At 44.4% G+C, this 24,670-nt stretch carries 18 protein-coding genes; 16 read left to right on the top strand and 2 right to left on the bottom strand.

Annotated elements, in window-relative coordinates; genetic code table 11:
• Window positions 1–20: 20 nt before the first annotated feature.
• Window positions 21–1,583 carry a hypothetical protein gene (locus tag A0256_15365; GenBank protein AMR32702.1) on the bottom strand — a complete coding sequence of 521 codons (1,563 nt, stop codon included), beginning with the start codon at window positions 1,581–1,583 and terminating at the stop codon, window positions 21–23.
• 102 nt (window positions 1,584–1,685) lie between these two features.
• Between A0256_15365 and A0256_15360 the strand changes: the two genes are divergently transcribed.
• From A0256_15360 to A0256_15295, 14 genes are all read left to right on the top strand, one after another.
• Window positions 1,686–1,880: a hypothetical protein gene (locus tag A0256_15360; protein ID AMR32701.1), complete on the top strand. Its 195-nt coding sequence runs from the start codon at window positions 1,686–1,688 to the stop codon at window positions 1,878–1,880.
• A gap of 392 nt (window positions 1,881–2,272) precedes the next feature.
• Window positions 2,273–3,127: a hypothetical protein gene (locus A0256_15355; GenBank protein ID AMR32700.1), complete on the top strand. Its 855-nt coding sequence runs from the start codon at window positions 2,273–2,275 to the stop codon at window positions 3,125–3,127.
• A gap of 242 nt (window positions 3,128–3,369) precedes the next feature.
• A complete protein-coding gene (locus A0256_15350) occupies window positions 3,370–4,629 on the top strand; it encodes a hypothetical protein (protein ID AMR32699.1) in 1,260 nt (419 codons plus the stop codon).
• Between the two features lie 57 nt (window positions 4,630–4,686).
• Window positions 4,687–6,132, top strand: coding sequence for an amidinotransferase (locus A0256_15345; protein AMR32698.1), 1,446 nt, complete (start codon window positions 4,687–4,689; stop codon window positions 6,130–6,132).
• Between the two features lie 112 nt (window positions 6,133–6,244).
• Window positions 6,245–7,162 carry an amidinotransferase gene (locus A0256_15340; protein ID AMR32697.1) on the top strand — a complete coding sequence of 306 codons (918 nt, stop codon included), beginning with the start codon at window positions 6,245–6,247 and terminating at the stop codon, window positions 7,160–7,162.
• A gap of 426 nt (window positions 7,163–7,588) precedes the next feature.
• Entirely contained in the window at window positions 7,589–8,128 is a 540-nt protein-coding gene (locus A0256_15335; protein AMR32696.1) for a hypothetical protein, read from the top strand.
• A gap of 206 nt (window positions 8,129–8,334) precedes the next feature.
• On the top strand, window positions 8,335–9,729 hold the full coding sequence (locus tag A0256_15330; GenBank protein ID AMR32695.1) for an arginine decarboxylase: 1,395 nt from the start codon (window positions 8,335–8,337) through the stop codon (window positions 9,727–9,729).
• Between the two features lie 514 nt (window positions 9,730–10,243).
• Window positions 10,244–12,337 (top strand): nitrite reductase, encoded by a 2,094-nt coding sequence (locus tag A0256_15325; protein ID AMR32694.1) that lies wholly within the window; start codon window positions 10,244–10,246, stop codon window positions 12,335–12,337.
• Window positions 12,334–13,125, top strand: a complete 792-nt coding sequence (locus tag A0256_15320) for a uroporphyrin-III methyltransferase (protein ID AMR32693.1) — start codon at window positions 12,334–12,336, stop codon at window positions 13,123–13,125. The genes A0256_15325 and A0256_15320 overlap by 4 nt, the downstream gene beginning before the upstream one ends.
• Window positions 13,103–14,617 (top strand): siroheme synthase, encoded by a 1,515-nt coding sequence (locus tag A0256_15315; GenBank protein ID AMR32692.1) that lies wholly within the window; start codon window positions 13,103–13,105, stop codon window positions 14,615–14,617. Before A0256_15320 ends, A0256_15315 begins: the two co-directional genes overlap by 23 nt.
• A complete protein-coding gene (locus tag A0256_15310) occupies window positions 14,611–15,336 on the top strand; it encodes a phosphoadenosine phosphosulfate reductase (protein ID AMR32691.1) in 726 nt (241 codons plus the stop codon). The genes A0256_15315 and A0256_15310 overlap by 7 nt, the downstream gene beginning before the upstream one ends.
• Window positions 15,333–16,238 carry a sulfate adenylyltransferase small subunit gene (locus A0256_15305; GenBank protein ID AMR32690.1) on the top strand — a complete coding sequence of 302 codons (906 nt, stop codon included), beginning with the start codon at window positions 15,333–15,335 and terminating at the stop codon, window positions 16,236–16,238. Before A0256_15310 ends, A0256_15305 begins: the two co-directional genes overlap by 4 nt.
• 180 nt (window positions 16,239–16,418) lie before the next feature.
• Window positions 16,419–17,669, top strand: a complete 1,251-nt coding sequence (locus tag A0256_15300) for a sulfate adenylyltransferase (protein ID AMR32689.1) — start codon at window positions 16,419–16,421, stop codon at window positions 17,667–17,669.
• Window positions 17,670–17,832: 163 nt separating this feature from the next.
• Entirely contained in the window at window positions 17,833–18,873 is a 1,041-nt protein-coding gene (locus A0256_15295; protein ID AMR32688.1) for a hypothetical protein, read from the top strand.
• Between the two features lie 95 nt (window positions 18,874–18,968).
• Here A0256_15295 and A0256_15290 read toward each other — a convergent pair whose 3' ends face one another.
• Window positions 18,969–21,884, bottom strand: a complete 2,916-nt coding sequence (locus A0256_15290) for an energy transducer TonB (protein AMR34570.1) — start codon at window positions 21,882–21,884, stop codon at window positions 18,969–18,971.
• 459 nt (window positions 21,885–22,343) lie between these two features.
• Here A0256_15290 and A0256_15285 point away from each other — a divergent pair, with 459 nt between their 5' ends.
• On the top strand, window positions 22,344–23,423 hold the full coding sequence (locus A0256_15285; protein ID AMR32687.1) for a glutamate 5-kinase: 1,080 nt from the start codon (window positions 22,344–22,346) through the stop codon (window positions 23,421–23,423).
• The gene (locus tag A0256_15280; protein ID AMR32686.1) at window positions 23,424–24,668 is read left to right on the top strand and encodes a gamma-glutamyl-phosphate reductase; all 1,245 of its coding nucleotides are present in this window, start codon (window positions 23,424–23,426) and stop codon (window positions 24,666–24,668) included.
• Window positions 24,669–24,670: the final 2 nt, after the last annotated feature.

Raw genomic sequence — 24,670 nt, 5'->3', positions numbered from 1 at the left:
TTAATCGTCTATTAGCCTTATTATCCTAGGATCAGGTTGACAATAAAGGCAGAGCAGACCAGGCCGATCAGATATTGCACAAGTAGCGCCACCACATATTTATTTTTGAAATCAATGGACTTGAATTCAAAGTTTACCTTGAAAAATAAGAAGCTACTGTAAATCAGGCAGTACCAGTACCAGAGCACTTTACGTTTAGTGCTGGTAATTGTTGCCGGGATGTTTTCCGGGTTGAGGTTCTCAACGTTTAATACTTTCAATAGTCTTTCGTAATGAAAGATGTTGAAGAAGCTGAAAATCAGGATGATCAGCACCGACCAAAAAAGCACCCTCGTTTTCCGGTAGCCGTAACCCCACCATAAACGTTGGATGGTATCCCAGAAATGCGAGGGCCTTGTCCCCTCCGCCAGGCTCCAAATGTTGAAAGCCAGCGCTTTCGAGATATGCTGTCGCAGAAATCTGAAGACGCCAGCATTGGAATCTAACGGATGGCGGAGCGCAAGCGTGTGGCGGTATTCCATGTCGAGTTGCTCATAGCTCGAATCATAGCCGTTTTCCTTTTCCGATTTCATGAGCCACTGGTAGGTGCTGCTCACCTGGTCGTCCGTTGTCCCGGCCGGAAAATAAAGCCGGTAATTATGATATTCCATATTTAGTTTCCCGATCCGGTTCTCCAGCAGATTCAGGTAGCAGATCCTGTTTCCGGCTGAATCGGGGCGGAAGCCACGCAGGTCGAGTTCGCTGCCGCTGAATTTGGAAAGGTCCAGCGTGTCAGGCAATGTATTTTCTTCGAAGATAAGCTTACCGCTGCCGATAGTGCCGCATCCGGAAAGGTCGAGCTTACCGTGTAGTTCGCAGCCGCGGATCACAACCGTACCTCGAATTTGCTGGAAACCGATTCTACCATCTCTTATGTGCACTTGCTGTACCTCTTTGCTAAGTGCAGCGAATTTTTCAAGGTTGTTAAAATAAAGGCCGTCGCCAAAGAAGTTGCCCTCGAACTTCACAGTGGTGGTCAGTGTATCTTTGCTTAAAAAACTTACCGGTTTCCTGAATCTGCAATAAGCAATTTCAAAAGCGCTTCCAAATGAGTTGTTAATAAAATTACTGCGTTCCTCAGCAATGCATTGGTAAAATAACAGGGAACTGTATGGTTTTAAAATGACGCTGCTGGTATGTGCGTTTTTTTGTTCAAAACGGGAGTATGCGAAACTGACACCAGACCGGAAGTACAGGCCGTCCATCGTTGTCACGATGGTATCTGACGAAAAAGAAATCGGCTGGTTAAAAATAGAAACATTGGTGGGCGTTGTGCCTTCCGCGCCCTGGTGCCTATAGGTGATTTGCAGCATGGTGTCCCTAAACCTGGAAATGCGGTCTATGTATTGCCCCCAGACTTCGGTACCGGTATTACGAACCGGAATGTTCCTGACTTTCGCCAGGATCGCGGGATCAGCTGCCAAATTTCGAATCGGTCCGATCCCCATGCCACTCCGCCAATCGATGAATAACGCGACAACCAACAGAACGGAAAAGCATAGGGCAATCGTCCATTTTTTTTTGTTTATGTTAAAAGGCTTCATATTCCTGCTAATGGTTATAATACGTTGTGACGGCAATCTGAATCGCCCAGCAAACTTATCACTTTCCCTGAAGTTCGGCGAGCTTATAACATTGACTGTCAGATGGAAATATCGGAATTCATGGAGAACATTCCAAGTGAAATGGCGCGGAAAATCTTCGTTGTTAAATGGGCATGCTCACAGCTGCACTTAATAATAATAGCGAGCCGCATTTTTGAATTGCGACATTTTACCGAATCGATAAAAACCGGAACTATTCCTATTTGGGCTTGGGATTTGATATTTAAGGTTAATTAGTTATTACAAATTATCTAAAAGGAGACGTATAGTCATTCTTTACATTGGTTTTTAAAAAAGCTTGCAAGATTTCTGATGAGAAAGTTATCAAAGTGACAAAGGTTGCCTCAAAAGCGAAAATCGCATAATGACTTTTCGCAACCGGTTTAAATTATGTTTTCAAGTGGCACCAATCATTCATTATTTTAAGAAACCACTCAAATCTCTCAACATAAATTTTCTCTTTAGTTAATTATTGCCAGCAATCGAAGAGATTGCAATTACCAATCTGGCAATATTACACACTTAAGTATACACATTATAACGATATTTATATTTTTAATGGCATACCAATTAACTAATTGTAATATTGAACAACCAATTACTAATCATAACAAATCAATTTTAATTCAATGTTAAATTACCTGAAATCCATTTTGGATCACAGAGGGCCATACCCTGCAAGAATTCGTGAACGCCACCAGCAATTTTGGAATGATCCAAATGCGGAGCATATTAGAAACACGATCATGGATGCGGAGGATAGCATAGACGAATGGAAAAACGTTGATCATTGGCAGCGCAAACTAAGTAATAAGCATAATGCCAGAGAATTCGCAGGTAAATTTGGCTGTAAGGTAGCTAGCCTGATTTGGGAAGGCAGAAACGTTGATGAAATAAATTTCAATTCGTTACCTAAGCACTATGTAATTCGGCCAACTATCGGCCACTCATCCAATCACGTTTTTATTATGAAAGATGGTTATAACCTCTTTGACAAAAAACGTTATCAACCTAAAGAAATTCTGGCAATATTAAAACAGCAGGTTGCAGCAAATAAACATATTCATTTTTTAGTAGAAGAGTTTTTGCAAAATGAGCAAGGCGCTACTGAGATTTTGAAAGATTACAAGATATTTTGTTTCAACGGCGAAATTGCTTGTATCTGGGTGATTGACCGGCTTAGCCCAACCTCGGGTACAGCTTGCTTCTATGATTCAAACTGGAATTTAATAAAACCGATCAACAAAAAATATTTATGCGGTAAATATCAGGCACCCCCGGCCTGTCTCAATGATATGTTGGACCAGGCAAAAAGATTAAGTAAGGCTTATGAAATATTTGTGCGGGTAGACTTTTACGCGACCAACAATGGCGCAGTATTCGGTGAATTCACGCCAACGCCAAGTATGGGAGGAAACACAACAAGGTTCGGTCAAAAACTTCTAATGAATTATTGGAACAAATACTGCGCAGGTATGATATAATAATTACTAATTCAAAAAGCTCTTCACAGAGCTTTTTGAATTTATGCCGGATTGATTTGTACCTCAACGGTGTAATAAGCAAAAAATTGAGGCTGTGCAAAAGCTTTAATCAATTATTGCTTTTAACCTACCTTTTATTAAAGGCTACACAGTTATCAAACTAGGTTAACCGATGATGATAATGGGTTAATGTAAAATGCTAACGGTCCACCAAAATTATTATCTTACGGCAAATTACAATTATGCCGTTTCCACAAAGCCGAAGTAAATTACAGGTAAATATCTATGCGGCTGTAGTAGTTTTTTTGGCTTACACGATGATCTTCGGGTTTCGCAAATCGTTCACTGTGGCTACCTTTGAGGGAATTACCGTTGCGGGTTACAGTTATAAAACACTACTGGTTATTTGCCAGGTATTCGGCTACATGCTGGCCAAATTTTATGGTGTAAAATACATTGCCGAACTAAAACGCAGCGGGCGCGGAACAGTCACCGTAGTGCTTACCGGTATCGCCTGGTTTAGCTGGATAGGCTTCGCACTGGTGCCTGTGCCCTACAATATCTTTTTCCTGTTTATAAATGGATTCCCTTTGGGGATGTTGTGGGGAGTTGTATTTTCCTATATAGAAGGCCGCCGCGGCACCGATTTTATTGGGGCTACCCTCGCAGTGAGTTTTATTTTCGCATCCGGTTTTGTACGGTCGGCCGGCGGATGGCTCATGCTTACTTTCGGGATTACCGAGTTTTGGGTACCCTTTTATACAGGACTGCTTTTTGCCGGGCCTTTATTGGTTTTCATTTACCTGATGGAACGCATTCCCGATCCGGATGCCGGAGATATTGCCGAACGCATGGAACGTACCCCTATGACAAAAGCACAGCGCAGTAAGTTCATACGCACCTTTTTGCCGGGTTTGCTGGCTTGTATCCTCATCTATACCTTCGCAACCATTTTTAGGGATATCCGCGATAATTTTGGCGCCGAAATGTGGAAGGAAATGGGCTTTTTCAATCAGCCGGCCATCTTCTCAAAAACAGAAACACCTATTACACTCATCATCCTTGTATTCATCGGCAGCATGGTCATGATAAAAGACAGCTACAAAGCGTTAATCACTGCCCATGTGTTTATTGCTATCGGCTTTATTCTGGCTGGCGTATGTACCCTGTATTTTGTAAATGGCCAACTGGCCCCTATTTGGTGGATGACTACTGTTGGCCTTGGCTTATATATGGTTTACATCCCCTTCAACGCGGTTTTTTTCGAAAGGCTCATCTCCACCTTTAAATATGCCGGTAACGTAGGCTTCCTTATCTACCTGGCAGATTCATTCGGCTACATCGGCAGTGTAGGTGTGCTGCTTTCCAAAGAGATCTTTAAAGTTCAGCTCAAATGGGTAACCTTCTTTTCCAACAGCGTTATCTGGCTATCAGTAATCGGTTTGTTTCTAACACTATTTTCAGCGGTTTACTTTGCGAGGAAGGCGAAAATTAGCGGTTAGCAGTGCCCCTATGAAGGCAAAATAAAAAACAATAGATTTGCTTCTCTTTTAACCTTTATGATATTAAACAGCAACGATTTTAAACTTGATGTAACTTCCGAAATTGGTAATCTTCGCGTTTTATTAGTGCATAGCCCGGATAGCGGCTTGGGTAAAGTGGTACCTTCCAAGGCGCAGGACTGGCTTTTTGAAGACATCGTACACTTGGATACCATGCGTAGCGGCGAGTACGATCATTACATCAAACTACTGATGTACTTTTTGGATCCTGCCAAGATCAAAGGCAAACTAAATGAGATCACCAACCCTGCTTATAAACGTAGTTTTTTTAAGCCCGATAATGCGGACTTCCACAATTCAAATAAAGTTGTAGAAATTCAAACCTTGCTGAGCGATATCCTGGAACAAAAAGATATCCGCAAAAAACTGGTTGCGGCAGTATGCGCTATCGAAGGATGCACCTACCGTTTACAATTGCAGTTAATAGATATTGAACCTATTGAACTGGCCAAGATCTTTATTTCCGGCTCACTAACGGATAAGCAGATGATCTTTGCTCCTATCCCCAACATGATCTTTTCGAGGGATATTGGTATCGCCATCAATAACCATATGTTGCTGAACAGGCCCGCCAAAAAAGCCCGTGCCCGCGAAACGCTGCTGGTGCGCTACATCTTTTTTAACCATCCGCTATTTGAAGGCTATCGCGATAATATTCTGGAAATCCCCGACACCGTACAGCATTTCCTGCGCCCGGGCGAAGAACAGGAAGGCAAAACGACACTTGAGGGTGGCGATGTGATGATGGTAGCACCGCAGCACTTGCTAATCGGCTGTAGTGAGCGTACTTCGGTAAGTGGCGCCAATGAAGCCATTAAATTGCTGTTCGATCACAATGTGGTTGACAAGGTTACTATCGTAAAGATCCCGCACAAGCGTGATTATATGCACATCGATACGGTGTTTACCCAGGTAAAACGCAACGTTTGGGTATTACTGCGGTCGCTCACCATTGCTGAGCCGAGCCAGGAAGAGGCCGAACCTATAGCTTGGTTCGCCGACAAAAAGAATAAGGACAAGCCTGAGATCGTACAGTTTCGCAAAGGCAAAAAACCAAAAACCTTTGCCACGCTGGAAGCCTTGCTGGATAACATCAGTCAGAAAGACCTCCACAGCGAAGAATCAACCCGGTTCATTTATTCCGGTAATGACGAGTTCCCTTACGACGCCCGTGAACAATGGACCGACAGTTGTAACCTGCTGGCGCTTAAAGAAGGTGTTGTGTTAGGTTATGATCGTAATGACAAAACCATTGAGGCTTTTAAACAAAGCGGTTTCGAGATCATAAAAGTGGAGGAGTTGCTGCAAAAATTTGAGAATGATGACCTGGACCCGCAAACAATGAAGGACACGCTCATCCTAATGCCATCGGCAGAACTATCGCGTGCGAGAGGCGGTTTTCACTGCATGAGTATGCCGTTGCAACGGGACAAAGTTATCTGAATCTGAATTTACAAATTAAAGAATGAACAGAATTTCTACATGCTTTTATATTTATTTTGTATTTTAATTATTCTGAAAATCCAAAAATCCTGTAAATTCTGATTGAGACAACATGAGCCAATCTACTTCCAACCTTTTGATGATCCGCCCGGTGGCGTTCGGCTTTAATGCGCAGACTGCCGAAAGCAATGCCTTCCAGGTGCAGCAAGCCGATCAGCAGGCCGTACAACTAAAAGCTCTTGAAGAGTTTGATGGATTTGTAGCCGTTTTGCGCGCAAACGGGGTTAACGTTACGGTAGTAGATGATACCATCGAACCGCACACGCCCGATTCTATCTTTCCTAATAATTGGGTGAGCTTTCATGATAACGGAGATATTTTCATATATCCGATGCAGGCAGAGAACCGCCGGTTAGAGCGCCGCGAGGATATCATCCGCCAGCTGGAAGATCGCTTTAATGCCAAACATGTAATAGATCTGAGTGGTTTTGAAACGAAGGACCAGTTTTTGGAAGGCACAGGCAGCATGGTGCTGGATAGGGATAGTCAAATTGTTTATGCCTGCCATTCTCCCCGTACTAATGCGGAGGTATTGAAAGCATTTTGCGATTACACCGGCTACCGGGCAGTAACTTTTGATGCATTCGACCAAAACCATAAAGCGATTTATCATACCAATGTGCTAATGGCCATCGGCAGCTGCTTTGCCGTGATCTGTTTGGATAGTATCCCCGACTATTCCGAAAAGCTTATCGTTGTGGAATCGCTTGAAGCCAGCGGCAAGCAGATCATCGATATTAATTCTGAACAGATGAACCACTTTGCAGGCAACATGCTGGAGGTGAAAAACAAAGCTGGTGAAACGCTGATAGTGATGTCGCAAACGGCGTATTCGTCTCTAAGCGATAAGCAAAGGGAAATCTTATCGGGTTTCGGTAAGTTGGTTTATGCAGATATCCACACCATAGAAACCAACGGCGGGGGTAGCGCGAGGTGTATGATGGCGGAAGTGCATTTGGAGGAGGTGTAAAGGTTTTACAATCCCGATTCCCTTATTTTTGAAGTAAAAAAGTCTTTTCCTGTATGTGATGATCATGTAACCGCTTGTAATGCTCCCCCCAGGATAGCATTTGATCATTAACGTACCTTGGAACTTTTTTTTTTGTAAGTATTAAAGCTGATGATTTCCATTCTTGGATTGTCATAAGGCAAAATTAAATTTTCTGGCATCCTTTCCGCCGTTGTTGTTGTTTTCACCTACGAGGGTCATGCATCGGCATCACCATAAAGGCGACCGTGGTAACCGTTGATGGTATCTCAAAAGCAAAGACAGAATCGCGTCCCCCTCCTCATTTAACATCCGTTAACATACTTTAACCTTGTTTAACTACTGGGGTATTTTTCCTGCACATCATTATGCTCAATTTTGCGGCATACTTAAACACATTAACTCATTATGAAAAAGATTAAACAATTTGCGGCGGTAATTTGCGCTGGGGCGACATTATTATTAAGTAAAACGTCGTTTGCACAAAGCACACCTAAAGACGCGTTCCGTTTTGGCATCGGGGTAGAAACGCTGGCACCTGTAGGCGACCTGAAATCCTATCGATCAAACTTCGGGCTAGGTATAACTCCGCAACTTCAATATGGCATCGGCGATCATGTGGCGCTTACGCTCTCCTCCGGCTATTACCATTTTTTTGAGAAAACTGTTCATAAAGAAGATGGTTATGGCGGCTATAGTACACAACGAAAAGGAATTATCCCCGTTAAATTAGGACTTAAAGCATTTTTGTACAAAAACCTTTATATAAGCGGAGAACTTGGGGCCGGCTTTGAGGTTTCGGAAGGCAGCAACTATGTTAAATTTATCAGCTCGGGAGGAGTTGGGTATGCAACCAAGCGCTGGGATGTTGGCCTACGGTACGAAAGTTTCACCGGTCACTCAGATAACTTTGGAACTATCGGGTTACGCGTAGCTTATGGCTTATAGCAAATTGAATCGGTCTCCACTGAAAGTCCTTCGCTATTTTGCGAGGGACTTTTTGTTTTATTTGTAATGCGCTTTTTGTATATCATTTCAATTTAATAGTTATCAAATCTATCCAGAGCAAACAAATTACAATACACCCATAAAATAGACCAATATTTTCGCAAAAAATCCGTTTAAAAATTACATTTTTGCCAAAATTTTAATAAATGCAGAGTTACCAGGAATTTCTTGATTTAAGTGTAGGTTTCCCGCAGGATGGTTTCGAGATCATCGACGATGAACTTTACTTTCAGGACCTCAATTTAATGGAGATGATAGAAACGTATGGCACTCCCCTACGCTTTACTTATCTGCCAATGATAACCAAGAAAATACAACAGGCAAAACTGTTATTTCAGCAGGCTATTATCAAAAATAATTACCGCGGAAGCTACAAATATTGTTATTGCACCAAAAGCTCGCACTTTAAGCATATTGTAGAAGAGGCGCTTAAGAACGAGATCCACCTGGAAACGTCATCAGCATTTGATATGCCGATGATAGACGCGTTGGAGAAAAAAGGTGCGCTTACCAAAGACATTACGGTGATCTGTAACGGATTTAAAACCTTCCAGTATAAAACTTACATTATCGACATGCTCCATGACGGGTTTAAAAACATTATACCCGTGCTGGACAATAAAGAAGAGTTTAACCTGTATGATGACGAAATAGATATCGATACACCTTGCAACTTAGGTATCCGGATAGCGGCAGAAGAGCAGCCGGATTCGCAGTTTTATACCTCACGTTTAGGTGTAAGGATGGAAGATGTAATTGATTTTTATCATAACAAAATAGAAGACAATCCTAACTTCCAGGTGAAATTGCTGCACTTTTTCATCAACTCAGGAATTTCTGATACACCCTATTATTGGAACGAACTGGAGAAATATGTAACTCTTTACTGTAAATTTAAAAAGGTGAACCCGCACCTGGATACCCTGGATATTGGGGGTGGTATGCCGTTTAAAGATTCGCTGGTATTTGATTTTGATTACGAATACATGATCAATGAGATCGTCAGCCGTATTAAAGAGATCTGCGCTGATAACGATACCATGGAACCGGATATCATCACCGAATTTGGCAAATATACCGTGGCCGAAGCCTCTGGTATATTATATAAGGTACTGGGCCGCAAACAGCAAAACGACCGTGAACGGTGGCTAATGCTGGATGGTAGCTTTATCACCAACCTACCGGATGTTTGGGCGCTTAATCAAAAATACATCCTGCTTCCCGTAAATAACTGGGATAACGAGTATGAGCGTGTAAACCTTGGCGGCATCACTTGCGACGGCCAGGACTATTATAATCAGGAAGCACACATGAACAGTGTTTTTATGCCGAAAACCCGTAAGGTGCAATATCTTGGCTTTTTTAACACTGGTGCTTACCAGGAGGTATTAAGCGGTTACGGCGGTATCCATCACTGTTTGTTACCATCACCAAAGCATGTTATCATCCGCAGAAACCGGGATGAAACGTTCAACTTTGAGGTATTCGGCGAAGAGCAAAACAGTAAGCAGGTATTGAAGATTCTCGGTTATACCACCTAAGCAATTTGGCTTTAGATATTTCAAAGCACTGCTGCAAGGCGGTGCTTTTTTATTACCCACTTTTGAGTAAATAAGAATTTTACGAATGGAGATTAATTTTGCTAATTGAAGCTGGCAAAAATTCAGGCGATCTCAAAACCTGATATAAGCTGAGCATTCGTGAAATTTGTATTACCTGTATAATTCGTGTTTGCTCAATTTGCATTAGTCAGTCCTCTTAGATGCCCTGCGTAACCTCCGCGTTCACAGCAATAAAAAGCAATACTACTTCTGCAATCCTTCATCTAAAAATCAAATCCATGCTTTTTTTAAATAAATTCTACTAAAACCCTATAGTATGTATATATTTGGGCTTATTATATGAGCAAGAGCGCCAGTACATATCTTTCCGATGCTAATTATTGCTGCATGCAGGGCGATAATTTATGGTTGTAGGTATGCATAATTAAAAACATGTGCCTCTTCAGCCAAAGTGAAGGGGCTTTTTTATACACAATATTAATACCACCAAGATATGCAAAGCTTCAGGACCGAACTGGAGAATCCGATAGTAGAGCAGGACATCATCGACCTGGAAAAAAAAATCCGCGCATTTCGCGAGGGTAAGATCCATGATGAAAAGTTCCGTAGCCTGCGTTTAGCACGTGGTGTTTATGGGCAGCGCCAACCGGGTGTTCAAATGGTGCGGATTAAGCTGCCGTTTGGTAAAGTAACCTTTAAGCAGTTACTTAAGATTGCGGACATCGCTGATGAGTACGGCAGCGGAAACCTGCATCTTACTACCCGCCAGGATATTCAAATTCATTATGTAAGTCTTGATCGCACCCCGCAACTTTGGTCAGAACTCGAGCAGGATGATATTACCCTGCGTGAAGCATGTGGAAATACGGTTAGGAACGTGACATCCTCTCCCACTTCAGGCATCGATCCTAAAGAACCGTTTGACGTTTCGCCTTATGCGCAAGCTATGTTCCTCTATTTTTTAAGGAACCCTATCTGCCAGGAAATGGGCCGAAAATTTAAGATTTCATTCTCATCAAGCGATGAGGACACTGCCTTTTCGTATATTCATGATCTTGGTTTTATTCCGAAAGTTAATGCAGACGGCGAACGCGGATTCAAAGTTTTGTTAGGCGGCGGATTGGGTGCGCAACCCTTACTGGCCAGCCCCGTTGAAGATTTTCTGCCGGAAGATCAGCTTATTCCCTACGCAGAAGCCATTATCCGCGTTTTCGACCGTTATGGCGAACGTAATAATCGTAATAAGGCCCGTTTAAAATACCTGATTCAAAAATTGGGCTTAGATGAAGTACTGCGCCTGGCAAAAGAAGAACGCATAGCCATTAAAGTAAAAACGTTTAAAATTGATCGCGATACGGTCCCAACCCCCGTGCTTCCGGAGCCCACAACCTATCCGGTAATAGAGATCAGCAATCCTTTCCGTTATGAGCAATGGCTGGCCACAAACGTTTTCGAACAAAAGCAAGCTGGTTTTTACGGCGTATTTATAAAAGTACCGGTGGGTGATATCCCAACAGCCAGCGCACGCGCAATGGTGGCGGCTATTCAGCCTTATGTGGGCGACGAGATTCGCATCACGCAAAACCAAGGCTTACTCTTAAAATACATCCGCAAAGAGGCCTTACCCGCCTTGTACGAAGGATTGAACGCCTTAGATATGGCAGCCCCGGGTTTCGACAGCCTGGCCGATGTGACTACCTGCCCCGGTACCGACACCTGTAACCTCGGGATCAGCAACAGCATGACCATGGCCAAGGTACTGGAGGATGTGATCTATAACGAATATGAAGAACTGATCTACAATCGCGAGATCAAGATTAAAATAAGTGGCTGTATGAATAGCTGCGGTCAGCATGGGTTGGCCCATATCGGCTTCCACGGCAGTTCACTAAAAGCTGGCGCGAAAGTATTGCCGTCAGTCCAAGTAATGTTGGGTGGCGGTACCGTTGGAAACGGAGAAGGCCGCGCGGCAGACAGGGTAATTAAAGTCCCATCGAAAAGAGCCACACATGCTTTGCGCGCCGTACTTGATGACTATAAGACTTTTGCACAGGAAAACGAGAGCTATCATGCGTATTATGACAGGCAGGGTAAGGACTATTTTTACCGCCTGTTGAAACCCCTTGCAGATCTCACTACCCTAACCGATGACGAATTTGTGGACTGGGGCCACCAGGAAACTTACGTGAGCGCCATTGGCGTTGGCGAGTGTGCCGGTGTAATTATCGACCTGGTAGCTACTCTCCTTTTTGAAAGTGAAGAGAAACTTGGTTGGGCAAATGGTGCCTATGCTAAAGGCTTTTGGAGTGATGCCATTTATCACTCCTATAACACCATGATCAGCGCGGCCAAGGCCTTATTGCTGGATAAAGGCGTAAACAGCAGCACCCAATCCGGTATTATTAAAGAATTTGATAACAATTATGTAGCTACCGGCGAACTGGCCTTATCAGGTACATTCACTGACCTGGTATTGCAAATCAACAAGAACGAGCCATCGGAAGAATTTGCTACGGCCTATAAACAGCAGGCCACAGACTTTTTGCAAACAGTTAAAGATAAAAGAGAGGCGGTTTTACAGTCATGATCCAAACAAAAATTAAAACTACGGTAAAAGAACCGCGTATCACGCTTGTTGGCGCAGGCCCCGGCGATGCTGAACTAATTACTATAAAAGGTATTAAGGCACTGCAAACAGCCGATATAGTATTGTATGATGCTTTGGTTAATGAAGAGTTACTGGAGTTTGCTCCTAAACATGCAACCAAAGTTTATGTAGGGAAACGTTCCGGTGATCATTCTTTCGCGCAGGAGAACATCAACAAATTAATGGTGGATTACGCTTTAAATTACGGCCACGTGGTCCGTTTAAAAGGCGGTGATCCGTTTGTTTTCGGTCGCGGTTTTGAAGAATTGGATCATGCGGCAGATTACAGCATTCCAACACAGGTTATTCCAGGTATATCCAGTTCTATAGGTGTCCCCGGCATGCAGGGCATCCCCGTTACGCATCGCGGGTTAAGCGAAAGCTTTTGGGTGGTTACCGGCACCACAAGTGACGGTAAAATTTCGCCCGATCTGTACCAGGCAGCCAAAAGCAACGCTACTGTTGTGGTGCTGATGGGCATCCACAAACTGGCCCAGATTGCAGAGATCTTCGTTAAAGAAGGTAAGAGCAGGCTACCGGCAGCGGTGATCCAGAGCGGAACAACGGAGAATGAAAAGGTAGCGGTTGGCCTGGCAGGTACTATTGCAGAGGTGGCTAAAGATGCCCGGATTACTTCACCTGCTTTAATTGTATTTGGCGAAGTAGTTTCTTTACATGCGAAGTTTCAGCCTATAAAGGAGTTTTATGACATCATTGCCCAGGAATAATAGTTTAAAAGCTGCTGAGCCAGCTTTAGACGCACAGGGCAATAAATTATTCCCCGTGTTTTTGAAGCTGGAAAATCTGCATACGGTGGTTATTGGCGGAGGGAACGTTGGCTTGGAAAAGCTGACAGCCCTGTTGAACAATAGCCCGGCGGCAGCTGTAACCATTATTTCCAAAGCTTTTTTGCCCGAAGTGCATGCCTTAACAAGTGATTTCCCAAAACTGCGGATCATCGAAAAGGCGTTCGCAGATACCGATCTGGATGGTGCCGATGTAGTGATCGCGGCCACAAATGATCCCGAACTCAACCTATTTATCCGCCAATCGGCGCATGATCGTAAATTACTGATCAACGTTGCCGACAAACCCAGCCTTTGCGATTTTTACCTGGGTGCCATCGTTCAGAAAGGCGACCTCAAGATCGGCATCTCTACCAATGGAAAATCGCCTACGGTAGCCAAGCGCCTTAAAGAAGTGCTGAATGAAGCGCTGCCGGATGAACTGGATACCACACTGCAGCAAATGCAGCAGATCCGTAACAGCCTTTCTGGCGATTTCGCTTACAAGGTGCAGGAGCTTAACCGGGTTACGGCCAGTTTAATAGCAGGCCCAAAACCACCCGATAAAAAACACCTTACACTTGCCATTTGGGGCACCTTTGTGGTGTTTGCCCTTATTGCCCTTACGGCAGTTTGGCTTAGAGAACCCGGTTTTAAGCTTTTTGTAGAAAACGTTAATCCTGCATTTTACTACTTTTTGGGGGCAGGTTTTGTTTTTGCTATGATAGATGGGGCCATAGGTATGTCATACGGCGTTACTTCCACCACCTTTTCTTTGTCAATGGGGATCCCGCCTGCTTCAGCAAGCATGGGGGTACACCTCTCTGAGATCATGAGCAACGGCATTGCCGGCTGGATGCATTACCGCATGGGCAATATCAACTGGAAGCTGTTTAAATTACTGCTCATACCCGGCATTATCGGCGCAGCTACCGGCGCCTATCTCGTATCCTCATTAGAGCATTACGCCGTTTACACCAAACCTGCAGTATCGCTTTATACCTTAATATTGGGTTTTGTTATCCTGTTTAAAGCCATTAGCTTAAACCGCAAACGAACCAAAGAGAAAATCAAAAATATTTCCTTATTGGGCTTAGGCGGCGGTTTTATAGATGCCGTTGGCGGCGGCGGCTGGGGATCTATCGTATTATCTACGCTGATAGCAGGCGGCCGGCACCCGCGTTTCTCCTTAGGAACGGTGAAATTATCACGTTTTTTCATCGCGCTGATCAGTTCACTTACGTTTATCATCATGCTCAACGGCAAACACTGGGAAGCCGTTGCAGGGCTGGTTATCGGCAGTGCCCTGGCCTCGCCTATCGCGGCGCGCATCAGTAACAAGATCTCCGCCAAAGCAATTATGTTTTCGGTAGCAGTTATCGTTATCCTCATCAGCATCCGCAGTATTGTTTTATTTTTAATGAAGATATTATAGTGGCAGATATTTCTTACATAACGCAATTAACAGCAGGGAACGATCCCGTGGGGGCATTGCAGGCCCTGGCCTCCGAGTTCCCCGGCGAGATCGTGTTCTCCACCAGTTTTGGCTGGGAAGACCAGGTCATCACACACATGATCTTCGCTAACCACATCCCCATCAAAGTTTTCACACTGGAAACCGGCAGGTTATTCCCCGAAACTTATTATGTTTGGAACCGCACGATGGAGATTTATGAAAAGCCGATCCACGCCTACTATCCAAACAATGTTGCCCTGGAAACTATGGTAAACGCCAAGGGCCCAAATAGCTTTTATGAATCGGTAGAGAACCGTAAAGAATGTTGCGGCATCCGTAAGATCGAGCCATTGCACCGCGCGGTTGCAGGTAACAAAATGTGGATTACCGGCATTCGGGCAGATCAATCGCCCAACCGTGAGGATATGAGCAATGTGGAATGGGATAATGGTAATCATCTATACAAATTCCACCCTATTTTTAACTGGACGCTGGAGGATGTTAAAGCCTACATCAAACAATACAATATACCATATAATACCCTGCATGATAAAGGTTTCCCAAGCATAGGCTGCCTGCCCTGCACAAGGGCCATTCAGCCTGGAGAAGATTTCCGTGCCGGGCGGTGGTGGTGGGAAGACCAAAGTAAAAAAGAGTGCGGCCTGCATGCAGTTGAACTAAATGATTTAAAAGAATGAGTAAATACCGGTTAGATTACCTCGACGAGTTAGAGGCAGAGGCTATATATATTTTGCGTGAAGTAGCCGGGCAGTTTGAAAAACCCGCGCTATTATTTTCAGGCGGTAAAGATTCCATTACCTTGGTTCACCTGGCTATGAAAGCCTTCCGCCCGGGCAAGTTCCCCTTCCCGCTGGTACATATTGATACCGGGCACAATTTTGAAGAAACTATTACTTACCGGGATGAGATGATCGCCAGGATAGGCGAAAAACTCATTGTCGGGCATGTTCAGGATAGCATCGATCAGGGTAAAGTAATTGAGCAAAAAGGGAAAAATGCCAGCCGCAATGCCTTGCAAACGGTTACCTTGTTAGATACCATAGCCAAACACCAGTTTGATGCCTGCATCGGCGGTGCCCGCAGAGACGAAGAAAAGGCCCGCGCAAAGGAGCGTATTTTTTCTGTACGCGACGAGTTTGGCCAGTGGGACCCCAAACGCCAGCGCCCCGAGCTTTGGAATATTTATAACGGTAAGATCCATAAAGGCGAGAACGTACGCGTTTTCCCGATCAGTAACTGGACAGAGCTGGACGTATGGAACTACATCCGCCGGGAAAACATCCCTTTGCCAACCATTTATTTTGCCCACCAGCGGGATTGTATCACGCGCAACGGGCAGTTAATGGCGGCATCACCTTTTTTAAACATGGATGCCGACGATAAAATTGAGAACAAAAATGTACGTTTCCGTACCGTTGGCGATATGACTTGTACCGCAGCCGTAGCATCCTACGCTTTCGAAATAGATGATATCATCAACGAAATAGCCTCATCCAGGATCAGCGAGCGCGGTGCCCGTATGGACGATAAGGTGAGCGAAGCGGCTATGGAAGACCGGAAAAAAGGGGGATATTTTTAACCCTGAGCACAGCACCCTCCAAAAGAGGGCGGGTTCAGCGTTTTATTAGCCCCTGAACCTTAAAGTTTGTAAGTACGCTTATAGTAATCAACAGCTTAATAGGTACACTTTTAAGTTGTTTTGCATACAGCGTGATCGCTTAATGCGGCATACAGTAACAGATCATCCGAAATATAGAAAATGGATATTTTAAAATTTATAACAGCAGGCAGCGTAGATGATGGCAAAAGCACATTAATTGGCCGCTTATTGTACGATAGTGAAGCCATCCTGGTAGACCAGTTGGAGGCGCTCCACGCATCCAACCGTAAAAACGACGACGGCAGCATCGACCTAGCTATATTAACCGACGGCCTGAAAGCGGAACGCGAACAGGGTATTACCATTGATGTAGCCTACAAATACTTTGAGACAGATAAACGTAAATTCATTATTGCCGATGCACCAGGCCATATCCAATATACCCGTAACATGGTTACCGGTGCCAGCAACGCAGGCCTGGCCATTATTTTAATAGATGCCCGCAAAGGGGTTATCGAACAAACTACCCGGCACTCGTTCCTGGTATCGCTACTGCAAATACAGCAGGTAGTGGTAGCCATAAACAAAATGGACATGGTTGATTATGATGAAAATGTATTCAACAAAATTGTGGCGGATTATAAAGTGCTGGCAGGTAAGGTAGGACTTAAAAATGTTACTTATATCCCCGTGAGTGCGTTAAAAGGCGATAACATCGTTTATCCATCGGCTAAGATAAGCTGGTACACCGGCGACAGCCTGTTGACGCATCTGGAGAATGTAGTTTTAGAAATTGATGATACATCAGCCCATGCCCGCCTGCCTGTGCAATGGGTGGTGCGCCCGCAAACGGATGAACTGCACGACTACCGGGGCTACGCGGGGCGTGTTTCCAGCGGATCGTTCAGGGTAAATGATAAAGTAACCGTGCTGCCATCAGGCTTCAGCTCTACGATATCCAAGATAGAACTTTATGATACGCAACCTAAGGAAGCGCTGGCAGGCATGTCGGTAACCGTACACCTGGCTGATAATATCGACATCAGTCGTGGAGATATTATCGTAAACAGCGCGGGCCAGCCGCAACTGAGCAATCTGATTGAGGCCGACCTTTGCTGGATGGATACCCGTCCGCTTGATCCATCGCTGACTTACCTTGTACAGCATAATACCAAAACTATCCGCTGCAAGATTAGCGAGGTACTCTACAAGATCAACATCAACACCCTGGAAAAGGATTACGATGAAGAGTTTAAGCTGAACGATATTGGCCGGATTGTAATCAAGACCGCAGAGCCTTTGGCTTTTGACCCTTACCAGCTTAATAAAGCCAATGGGGGCGCCATAATTATTGATAGCCGTACCAACGTTACCGTGGGAGCACTCATGCTGAGGCAGGCCGTAGATTAAGCCTATGATTAACCAATTATAAACTGTTGAGTGAGCAGTAAAACCCTATGCGAGGTGCAACTCGCGTAGGGTTTGTTTGTTTAGGTGCCATTCTTCTATCCACGATAAAAAGCACCCGCTTTTGTTGGACTAAATTTTTAATTTAGCACCAACTAAACATCACATGACTAAGATCCTGATCAGCACACTCCTGCTATTAAGCTTTATTAGGGTAAATGCACAGCATAAAGTTTATTTTGAACCCAAGCTATCAGCAGCGAAAACGCCGCACAGTTTGTATAATAGTATTACGCTATTAGATTCCCGTCCGGATACCAGCTTCGGTTTCGTAAAAACGGGCGCGTTTAACAGGACAGCGGCCGTTTTTACAAAACACCCCCTGAAAAAAGAATTGACCAGTGTATTCAGTTCGTTAACAGATGCCGATGTCGCGACTAATGGCTTACTGCTGCACCTTAGGCAGTTTAGTTTCGCGGAATTAACTAGAGGAATGTCAGAAATAGGGTACTGCACTTTCCGGGCTGATCTTTATGCGCAAAAGTTAGATAAATTCCAGCGTGTGGCTTCAATAGATACTGTATTTACTTTACGTTCATCTATCGATGTAACCAACGGGTTGCTGGAAAAAGGACGTGATACTTTAACCGGCTTTATCCAAAGCAACTTGTTAAGGCAACCTGCTGATACCGTAATGTACAGTTATAACGATGTTGCCAAAATGGATAGTATAGAAAAAAGGAAGATCACGGTTTACACAACATCCGTTTATAATGATGGGCTTTATCTTAATTTTCAATCTTTCAAAGCCCAAATACCCGATAAGGCTATCACTGTAACGTCTGCTTACCCATACGCCGGCAATGTTAAGGCGCTGGATGATAAAGGGAAACTAAGGGACATTAAACTGAATAAAACTTATGCGTTAGTTTATAAAGGCGAGCCGTATGTTGTTACCTCCTTTGGGCTTTACCTGCTTAAGAAAGTTAACGATGATTTTTTTTTCACCGGCAAAGCTAAAGTAACGGCAAGTACAGGTACGATGATTGTCTCTTCTATGTTTGGCTTGTTGGGCGGGCTGCTAACAAGCGGCAGCGATGAAGCAACCTTTGATATGAAGATAGACCATAAAAATGGTGCGCTAATTAAATTAAAGGAAATAGCAGAAAAGCCCGCGCCTGAAAGTAAAGGCGATGCCTGGGATTAATAAAAAAGAGCGGGCAACTCGCTTGCCCGCTCTTTTAAAAACTAAATAAACCTAATAAATTTTTTTTCCGCGATTATTGCCTTTAGATTATCGGGCTACTTTCCGCTCAGCAGGCCATCCAGCGTAACGGATACATAATATATGCCGCCGATGGTTGGGCCACCCGCGTACTGGATGTAGCGTTTGTTGAAAATATCGGTAGCCCCCGCTTTAAACGTTGCATAATAAACCGGCAAACGGTAGGTAACCTGCGCATCAAACGTATGGATAGCCGGTACTGCACCGGTAACCAGCGGGCTCTCCCACAGGAAAGCTTCCTGCCATTTGTAAACGATATTGAAACCGAAATTCTTCACCACCTCACGGTTGCCAAAGGAGAAATTACCCGACCACTCCGGCGTGTTAAAGCCGGTTACGAATATATCCGAGGTTTGCTGTGCCTTCAGTTTATTAAAGCTCACGTTGCCGGATACCGTATACCGTTTATAAAAATTATAAGTAAGGCCTGCCGAAGAACCATAGTTGTTGTAAATATTTTTGGCATTGGTATAAACGCGGTAGCGGCTCTGGCCCTGGCTGGCGGCGTTTGCCGCAGTAGCGGTTGTAGGGTCACGATTGACATCCAGCATAGCCAGTACGGCAGCATCTGTGCCCACATTCGTTCCGTTCGGAACAAACACCTGCACCTGGCCCAGGAATCCATTGTAGCGATTGGTATAGGCGTCTATATCAAGAAACACCTTATTATCAAACAAGATACCTTTGTAACCTACCTCGTACGACGTGATCTGCTCCGGCCTTGCTTTTAGCAGATCGGCAACCTGCAACAGGCTCCGGTTTTTCAACGCGGTTGCATCATCGCCGGTGGTAGACTGGGCTTTTACTGCCGCGTTAAACGCCGTTACCGACTGCTGGGTGTAGCTGTTATTCAGGTAACCAAGCCCATCATTAATAAAATCCAGGCTGCCCACCCGTTTTACCCGCCCATTGTTAACATAGGATAAGGCCTCAAAAAGTGATGGGAAACGGTAACCATTCTGGAAAGTAAACCTGAAGTTGTGATTTTGATTTGGCGAATAAACGGCGGCCAAACGCGGCGTGAATTTAGGATCGAAATACGGGTTATAGTCCCACCGAACCGAGCCAAATATTTTCAATTTCTCTTCGAAAAAGGTTTTGGTAAGCTGCGTAAACGCACCGTATTTTTTATAAACTACATTTTCTCCAAAGCTGCCATCTGCCAGCGGCGTGTTCCTGTCAGCAATACTGCGGGTGAAATCAACAAAGTTGTTTCCATCAGGAATGATCTGGTATATACGCACATCGCCACCAACCAACAGATCTACATACTTTACCTTGCTGGTTAAGTCCCATTGCGCCTCGGCATTGTACATGTTACTCTTTTGCACCAGTGCGGCTCCACCTGTAGCAGGTGCATTGGGGATCAGACTTGATTTAAAATCCCAGTTATTGATACCGATAATGGTTTTACGCAATGCATCAAACTCGGGGGTGCCAGGTTCTACCCTGCCCTTATCGGCGGCGGCACGTGCAAATTGTTCTGCAGCCGCAAGGTTGGTTGATTTTAAACCGCCATTGGCGTTTGCATAAGTATTTAAAGCATCCTTGAAAGTAGTACCCCAGGCAGAATTACTGGCGTGGTTTAAATCCAGGTTATCTGCCAGCGGTTTTACGTTGAAAGAGTTACCAGTATTCTCAATTGATTCGTAGGCACGGATCAGAAAGTCTTTTCCCTTGAGTTCCACTTTATGGTTCTGAACCGTAGCTCCGTTAAGCGAGATCTTGTTACCGCGCTGAAAAACCCCATCCATTTTGCCATAACGGTAAGTATAGGATAAGGTGGTATTAGGCGTAAGTTTGTAAGCCAGTGTACCATCCAGTTTAAGGTTGGTTACATCTGGGCTTACCAGGTCAACTTCGTTATAACCGGTACGGGCTACTGTAAGGTTTGGGCGGGCAACCCCATCAACCACAATACCTTTTACCGATACCGTATTACTACCGGCAAGCGCATCGTCACCATATTTATTCCAACCATCGTACGCAGCGTTGCTGGTACCGGTCAGTTCGGGGTAAGCCGGATTTGCCGTTTTTAAATTGGTAGGATTTTGATCGAGGCGGGTATTCGATTGCCAGTCTTTCCCTTTTAAATAACTAGCGTTCAGTTTAAAAGCAAATTTATTATTAAAGGCCTTGGCGTAGCGTATCGCATCTTCTGTCAACGCACTTGACCCTAAATTATCCCCTACGTGGTTAATCCCGCTGCGGTGATAAAAACTGAGTCCCTGATATTTGAATGGATCTTTAGTGAATAAGTTGGACAGGCCGTTGATAGCATTAGTCCCATACAAAGCAGCGGCGGCGCCTGGCGTGATCTCTATACTGGCGATATCTAATTCAGTTGGGCCAATGGCATTACCTAGTGGCACGCCTAACGTGGCAGATTGCATATCTACCCCATCTGCCAGCTGCATAAACCTAAAGTTATTGGGGCTGTTGAAACCACGTGTATTTGGCACTTTAAGTGTGATACTCGTCGTGGTCATTTGCACACCTTTAACGTTTTCCAAGGCGTCGTAAAAGCTTGGGCCTGGCGATTGCTTCAGCGCGTTGATGCTCAGTTTTTCGATAGCAACCGGAGAACGCAGCAACTTTTCTTCACGGCGCGACGCGGTAACCACCACCTCATTTAGTAATAAAGACTGAGACGTTAACTGAATATTGACTGCACTGTTAGCATTCTTTATGCTAAATTCCTGCGGCTGATAACCAACGGCGCTAAATACCAGGGTGAACGGCAATTTGGCGCTGGTGGTGAGCGAGAATTTACCTGTACTATCAGTAACAGCGGCATTGGTGGTACCTTTAATGGTAACGGTTGTACCAACCAGCGGCTTGCCGGTTTCGTCGTTTACTTTTCCACTCAGTATATAGCTCCCGTTGAGCTGTGCAAAGCTGGCGGCGGGGACAAGGAGCAAAAAGAACACAATGAATTTAAAAAATCTTGTAGAAATGTCCATAAAGTATAAGCAAGTTTGAAAGAAATAGAATTGAATTGATAATAATTTGTCGATGAGCCGATTAGCAACAACAACAAGCAGTTGAGTACTGCATTTTATTATATCGTAAGTACGTACGGAAGGTAAAGTAATACATTGTCTATAGAATATGTAGACAAAAATATAAATAATAATATCAATCCAAATATTTTTTCAAAATAACTGGATATTCACCATCCTAAGACATTACTTTATGTACAATAGAATCGTTACGCAGATGAGAAAAGCCACAAAAAATCAATTGCTAAACGATCGGCTATGCGCATCTTTGGATCTTCTTCCTATTCTTTGCGTTAAAATAGCCTTGCAATTCAATCAAGCAAATATCAGGTAATACACCATTTTCCCCTTATAATTTCTTATAATTGACGACTAATTTTATCTACATTAATGTCATTCAATTACCGGCGCATTATTATTAAGGTAGGCAGCAACGTTATCACCAAACCAAACGGACTGCCGGATACCGAGCGCATTTCCCATTTGGTAGATCAGATCGCCGCCATTAAAAAACAAGGCATCCAGGTAATCCTTGTATCGTCCGGTGCAGTAGCATCGGGCCGCAGCTTAATCACCGTTACCGACAAATACGATGCAGTGGCTACCCGCCAGTTACTCGCGTCCATTGGGCAGGTAAAACTCATTAATACTTACGCAAATCTGTTCGAGAAATTCAAGATCCTTTGTTCCCAAGTACTGGTTACCAAAGAGGATTTCCGCGACAGGCTGCATTATTTAAACATGCGTAACTGTCTTGAACTTCTTTTACAGCACGAGGTGATACCTGTGGTGAATGAGAACGATGTGGTATCCGTAACCGAGCTGATGTTTACCGATAACGACGAACTGGCCGGACTCATCGCATCCATGCTAAACGCCCAGGCACTGATCGTATTGACGAACGTTAATGGCATATACGACGGCGATCCTAAATTAGAAGTGTCAAAAGTAATTGAAGAAGTAACTGGTGACGGGATCGATTTTGCTTCGTTTGTAAGCAGCGGGAGGTCGCAGTTTGGCCGGGGCGGTATGATCACTAAATCAAACATTGCCCATAAAGTAGCGCAGTTAGGTATTGCGGTACATATCGCCAATGGCACAAAAGACAATATTGTTACCGATGTGCTTGAAAACCGGGCAACCCATACCCGGTTCGTGCCAACTAAAAAAGCGTCAGGTAAAAAGAAATGGATAGCCCATTCGGAAACCGCTGCTACCGGTGTAGTGCAGGTAAATGAGGGTGCCAAAACGGTGCTGCTTTCCAGCAAAGCCTCGAGCCTGTTACCTATAGGAATTATAAACGTGCTCGAAGAATTCAAAAAAGGCGAAATTATAAAAATAGTAGACGAGAACAATAAGCTCATCGGTTTGGGTTTAGCAGAATATGGCGCAGAAAAAGCCCGTGAATTCACAGGCAAAAAAAATCAGCGTGCACTGGTACATTACGATTATCTTTATTTGCAAGGTTAAATGGATTATACATCATATTTTGAAAACGCAGTTACTGCCGCCAGAAAGCTAAACCTCTCTCCTTCCGCTGTCAATGCTATTTTGCTGGATGTTGCTAAAGCGGCTGTTGAGCAAACGGATTACCTGCTGCAAGAAAATAAAAAGGACCTCGAGCGCATGGATGCCGCAGATGCCAAATATGACCGGCTTGCCCTCACGGCAGATCGAATCAATGCTATTGCCAGCGACATAAAAACTGTTGCCGGGCTGAGCAGTCCGCTTGGTGCCGTACTATCTGATAGAACGATGCCTAATGGCCTGAAGATCTCAAAAGTACGTGTACCATTAGGTGTTGTGGGCGTAATATACGAAGCCAGGGCAAACGTGACTTTTGATGTGTTTGCACTGTGCTTTAAAACAGGAAATATAAGTATTCTTAAAGGCGGCAGCGATGCAGATCATTCCAACAGGGCCATCATGAAAGTGATCCATGCTGTACTTATTGCACACGAGATCGACGTAGCTGCCACTACCCTGCTGCCTGTTGAGCGCGAAGCAACAGAAGCACTGCTCAATGCCGTTGGTTTTGTAGATGTACTGATCCCCCGCGGCAGCCAGGGTTTGATCAACTATGTGCGGGCGAATAGTAAAGTGCCCGTTATAGAAACCGGTGCAGGCATCGTGCATACCTACCTTGATATAACAGGTGATCTGGAGAAAGCAACAGCCATAATAGATAACGCCAAAACCCGCCGGGTAAGCGTTTGCAACGCGCTGGATTGTTTAATTATTAATTCTAGCCGTTTAAACGATCTCCCCACTTTAGCGAAACCTTTGGCCCAAAAGCAGGTAACAATTTTTGCTGATGAAGCGTCTTTTCGAGTGTTAACCGGCCATTATCCGTCCGATTTATTGCACATCGCCGAGCCGGAACATTTCGGTACCGAATTTCTTTCGATGAAAATGGCTATCAAAACGGTCGGCTCGCAGGAAGAAGCGCTCGATCATATCGCTAGTAACAGCTCCAAACACAGCGAAGCTATTATTTCAGAAGACCCGGTCAACATTGAAAACTTTTTAAACCGCGTAGATGCCGCAGCAGTGTACGTAAACGCTTCAACCGCATTTACCGACGGCGCTCAATTTGGCCTCGGGGCCGAAATCGGCATCAGCACGCAGAAACTTCACGCCCGCGGACCGATGGGTCTGGAAGAATTAACCAGTTATAAATGGATAGTCAGAGGAAACGGACAGGTACGAAAATAGCG

It is taken from the genome of Mucilaginibacter sp. PAMC 26640 (assembly GCA_001596135.1).
Lineage (GTDB): Bacteria > Bacteroidota > Bacteroidia > Sphingobacteriales > Sphingobacteriaceae > Mucilaginibacter.
This window is presented reverse-complemented; position numbering and strand designations above follow the sequence as displayed.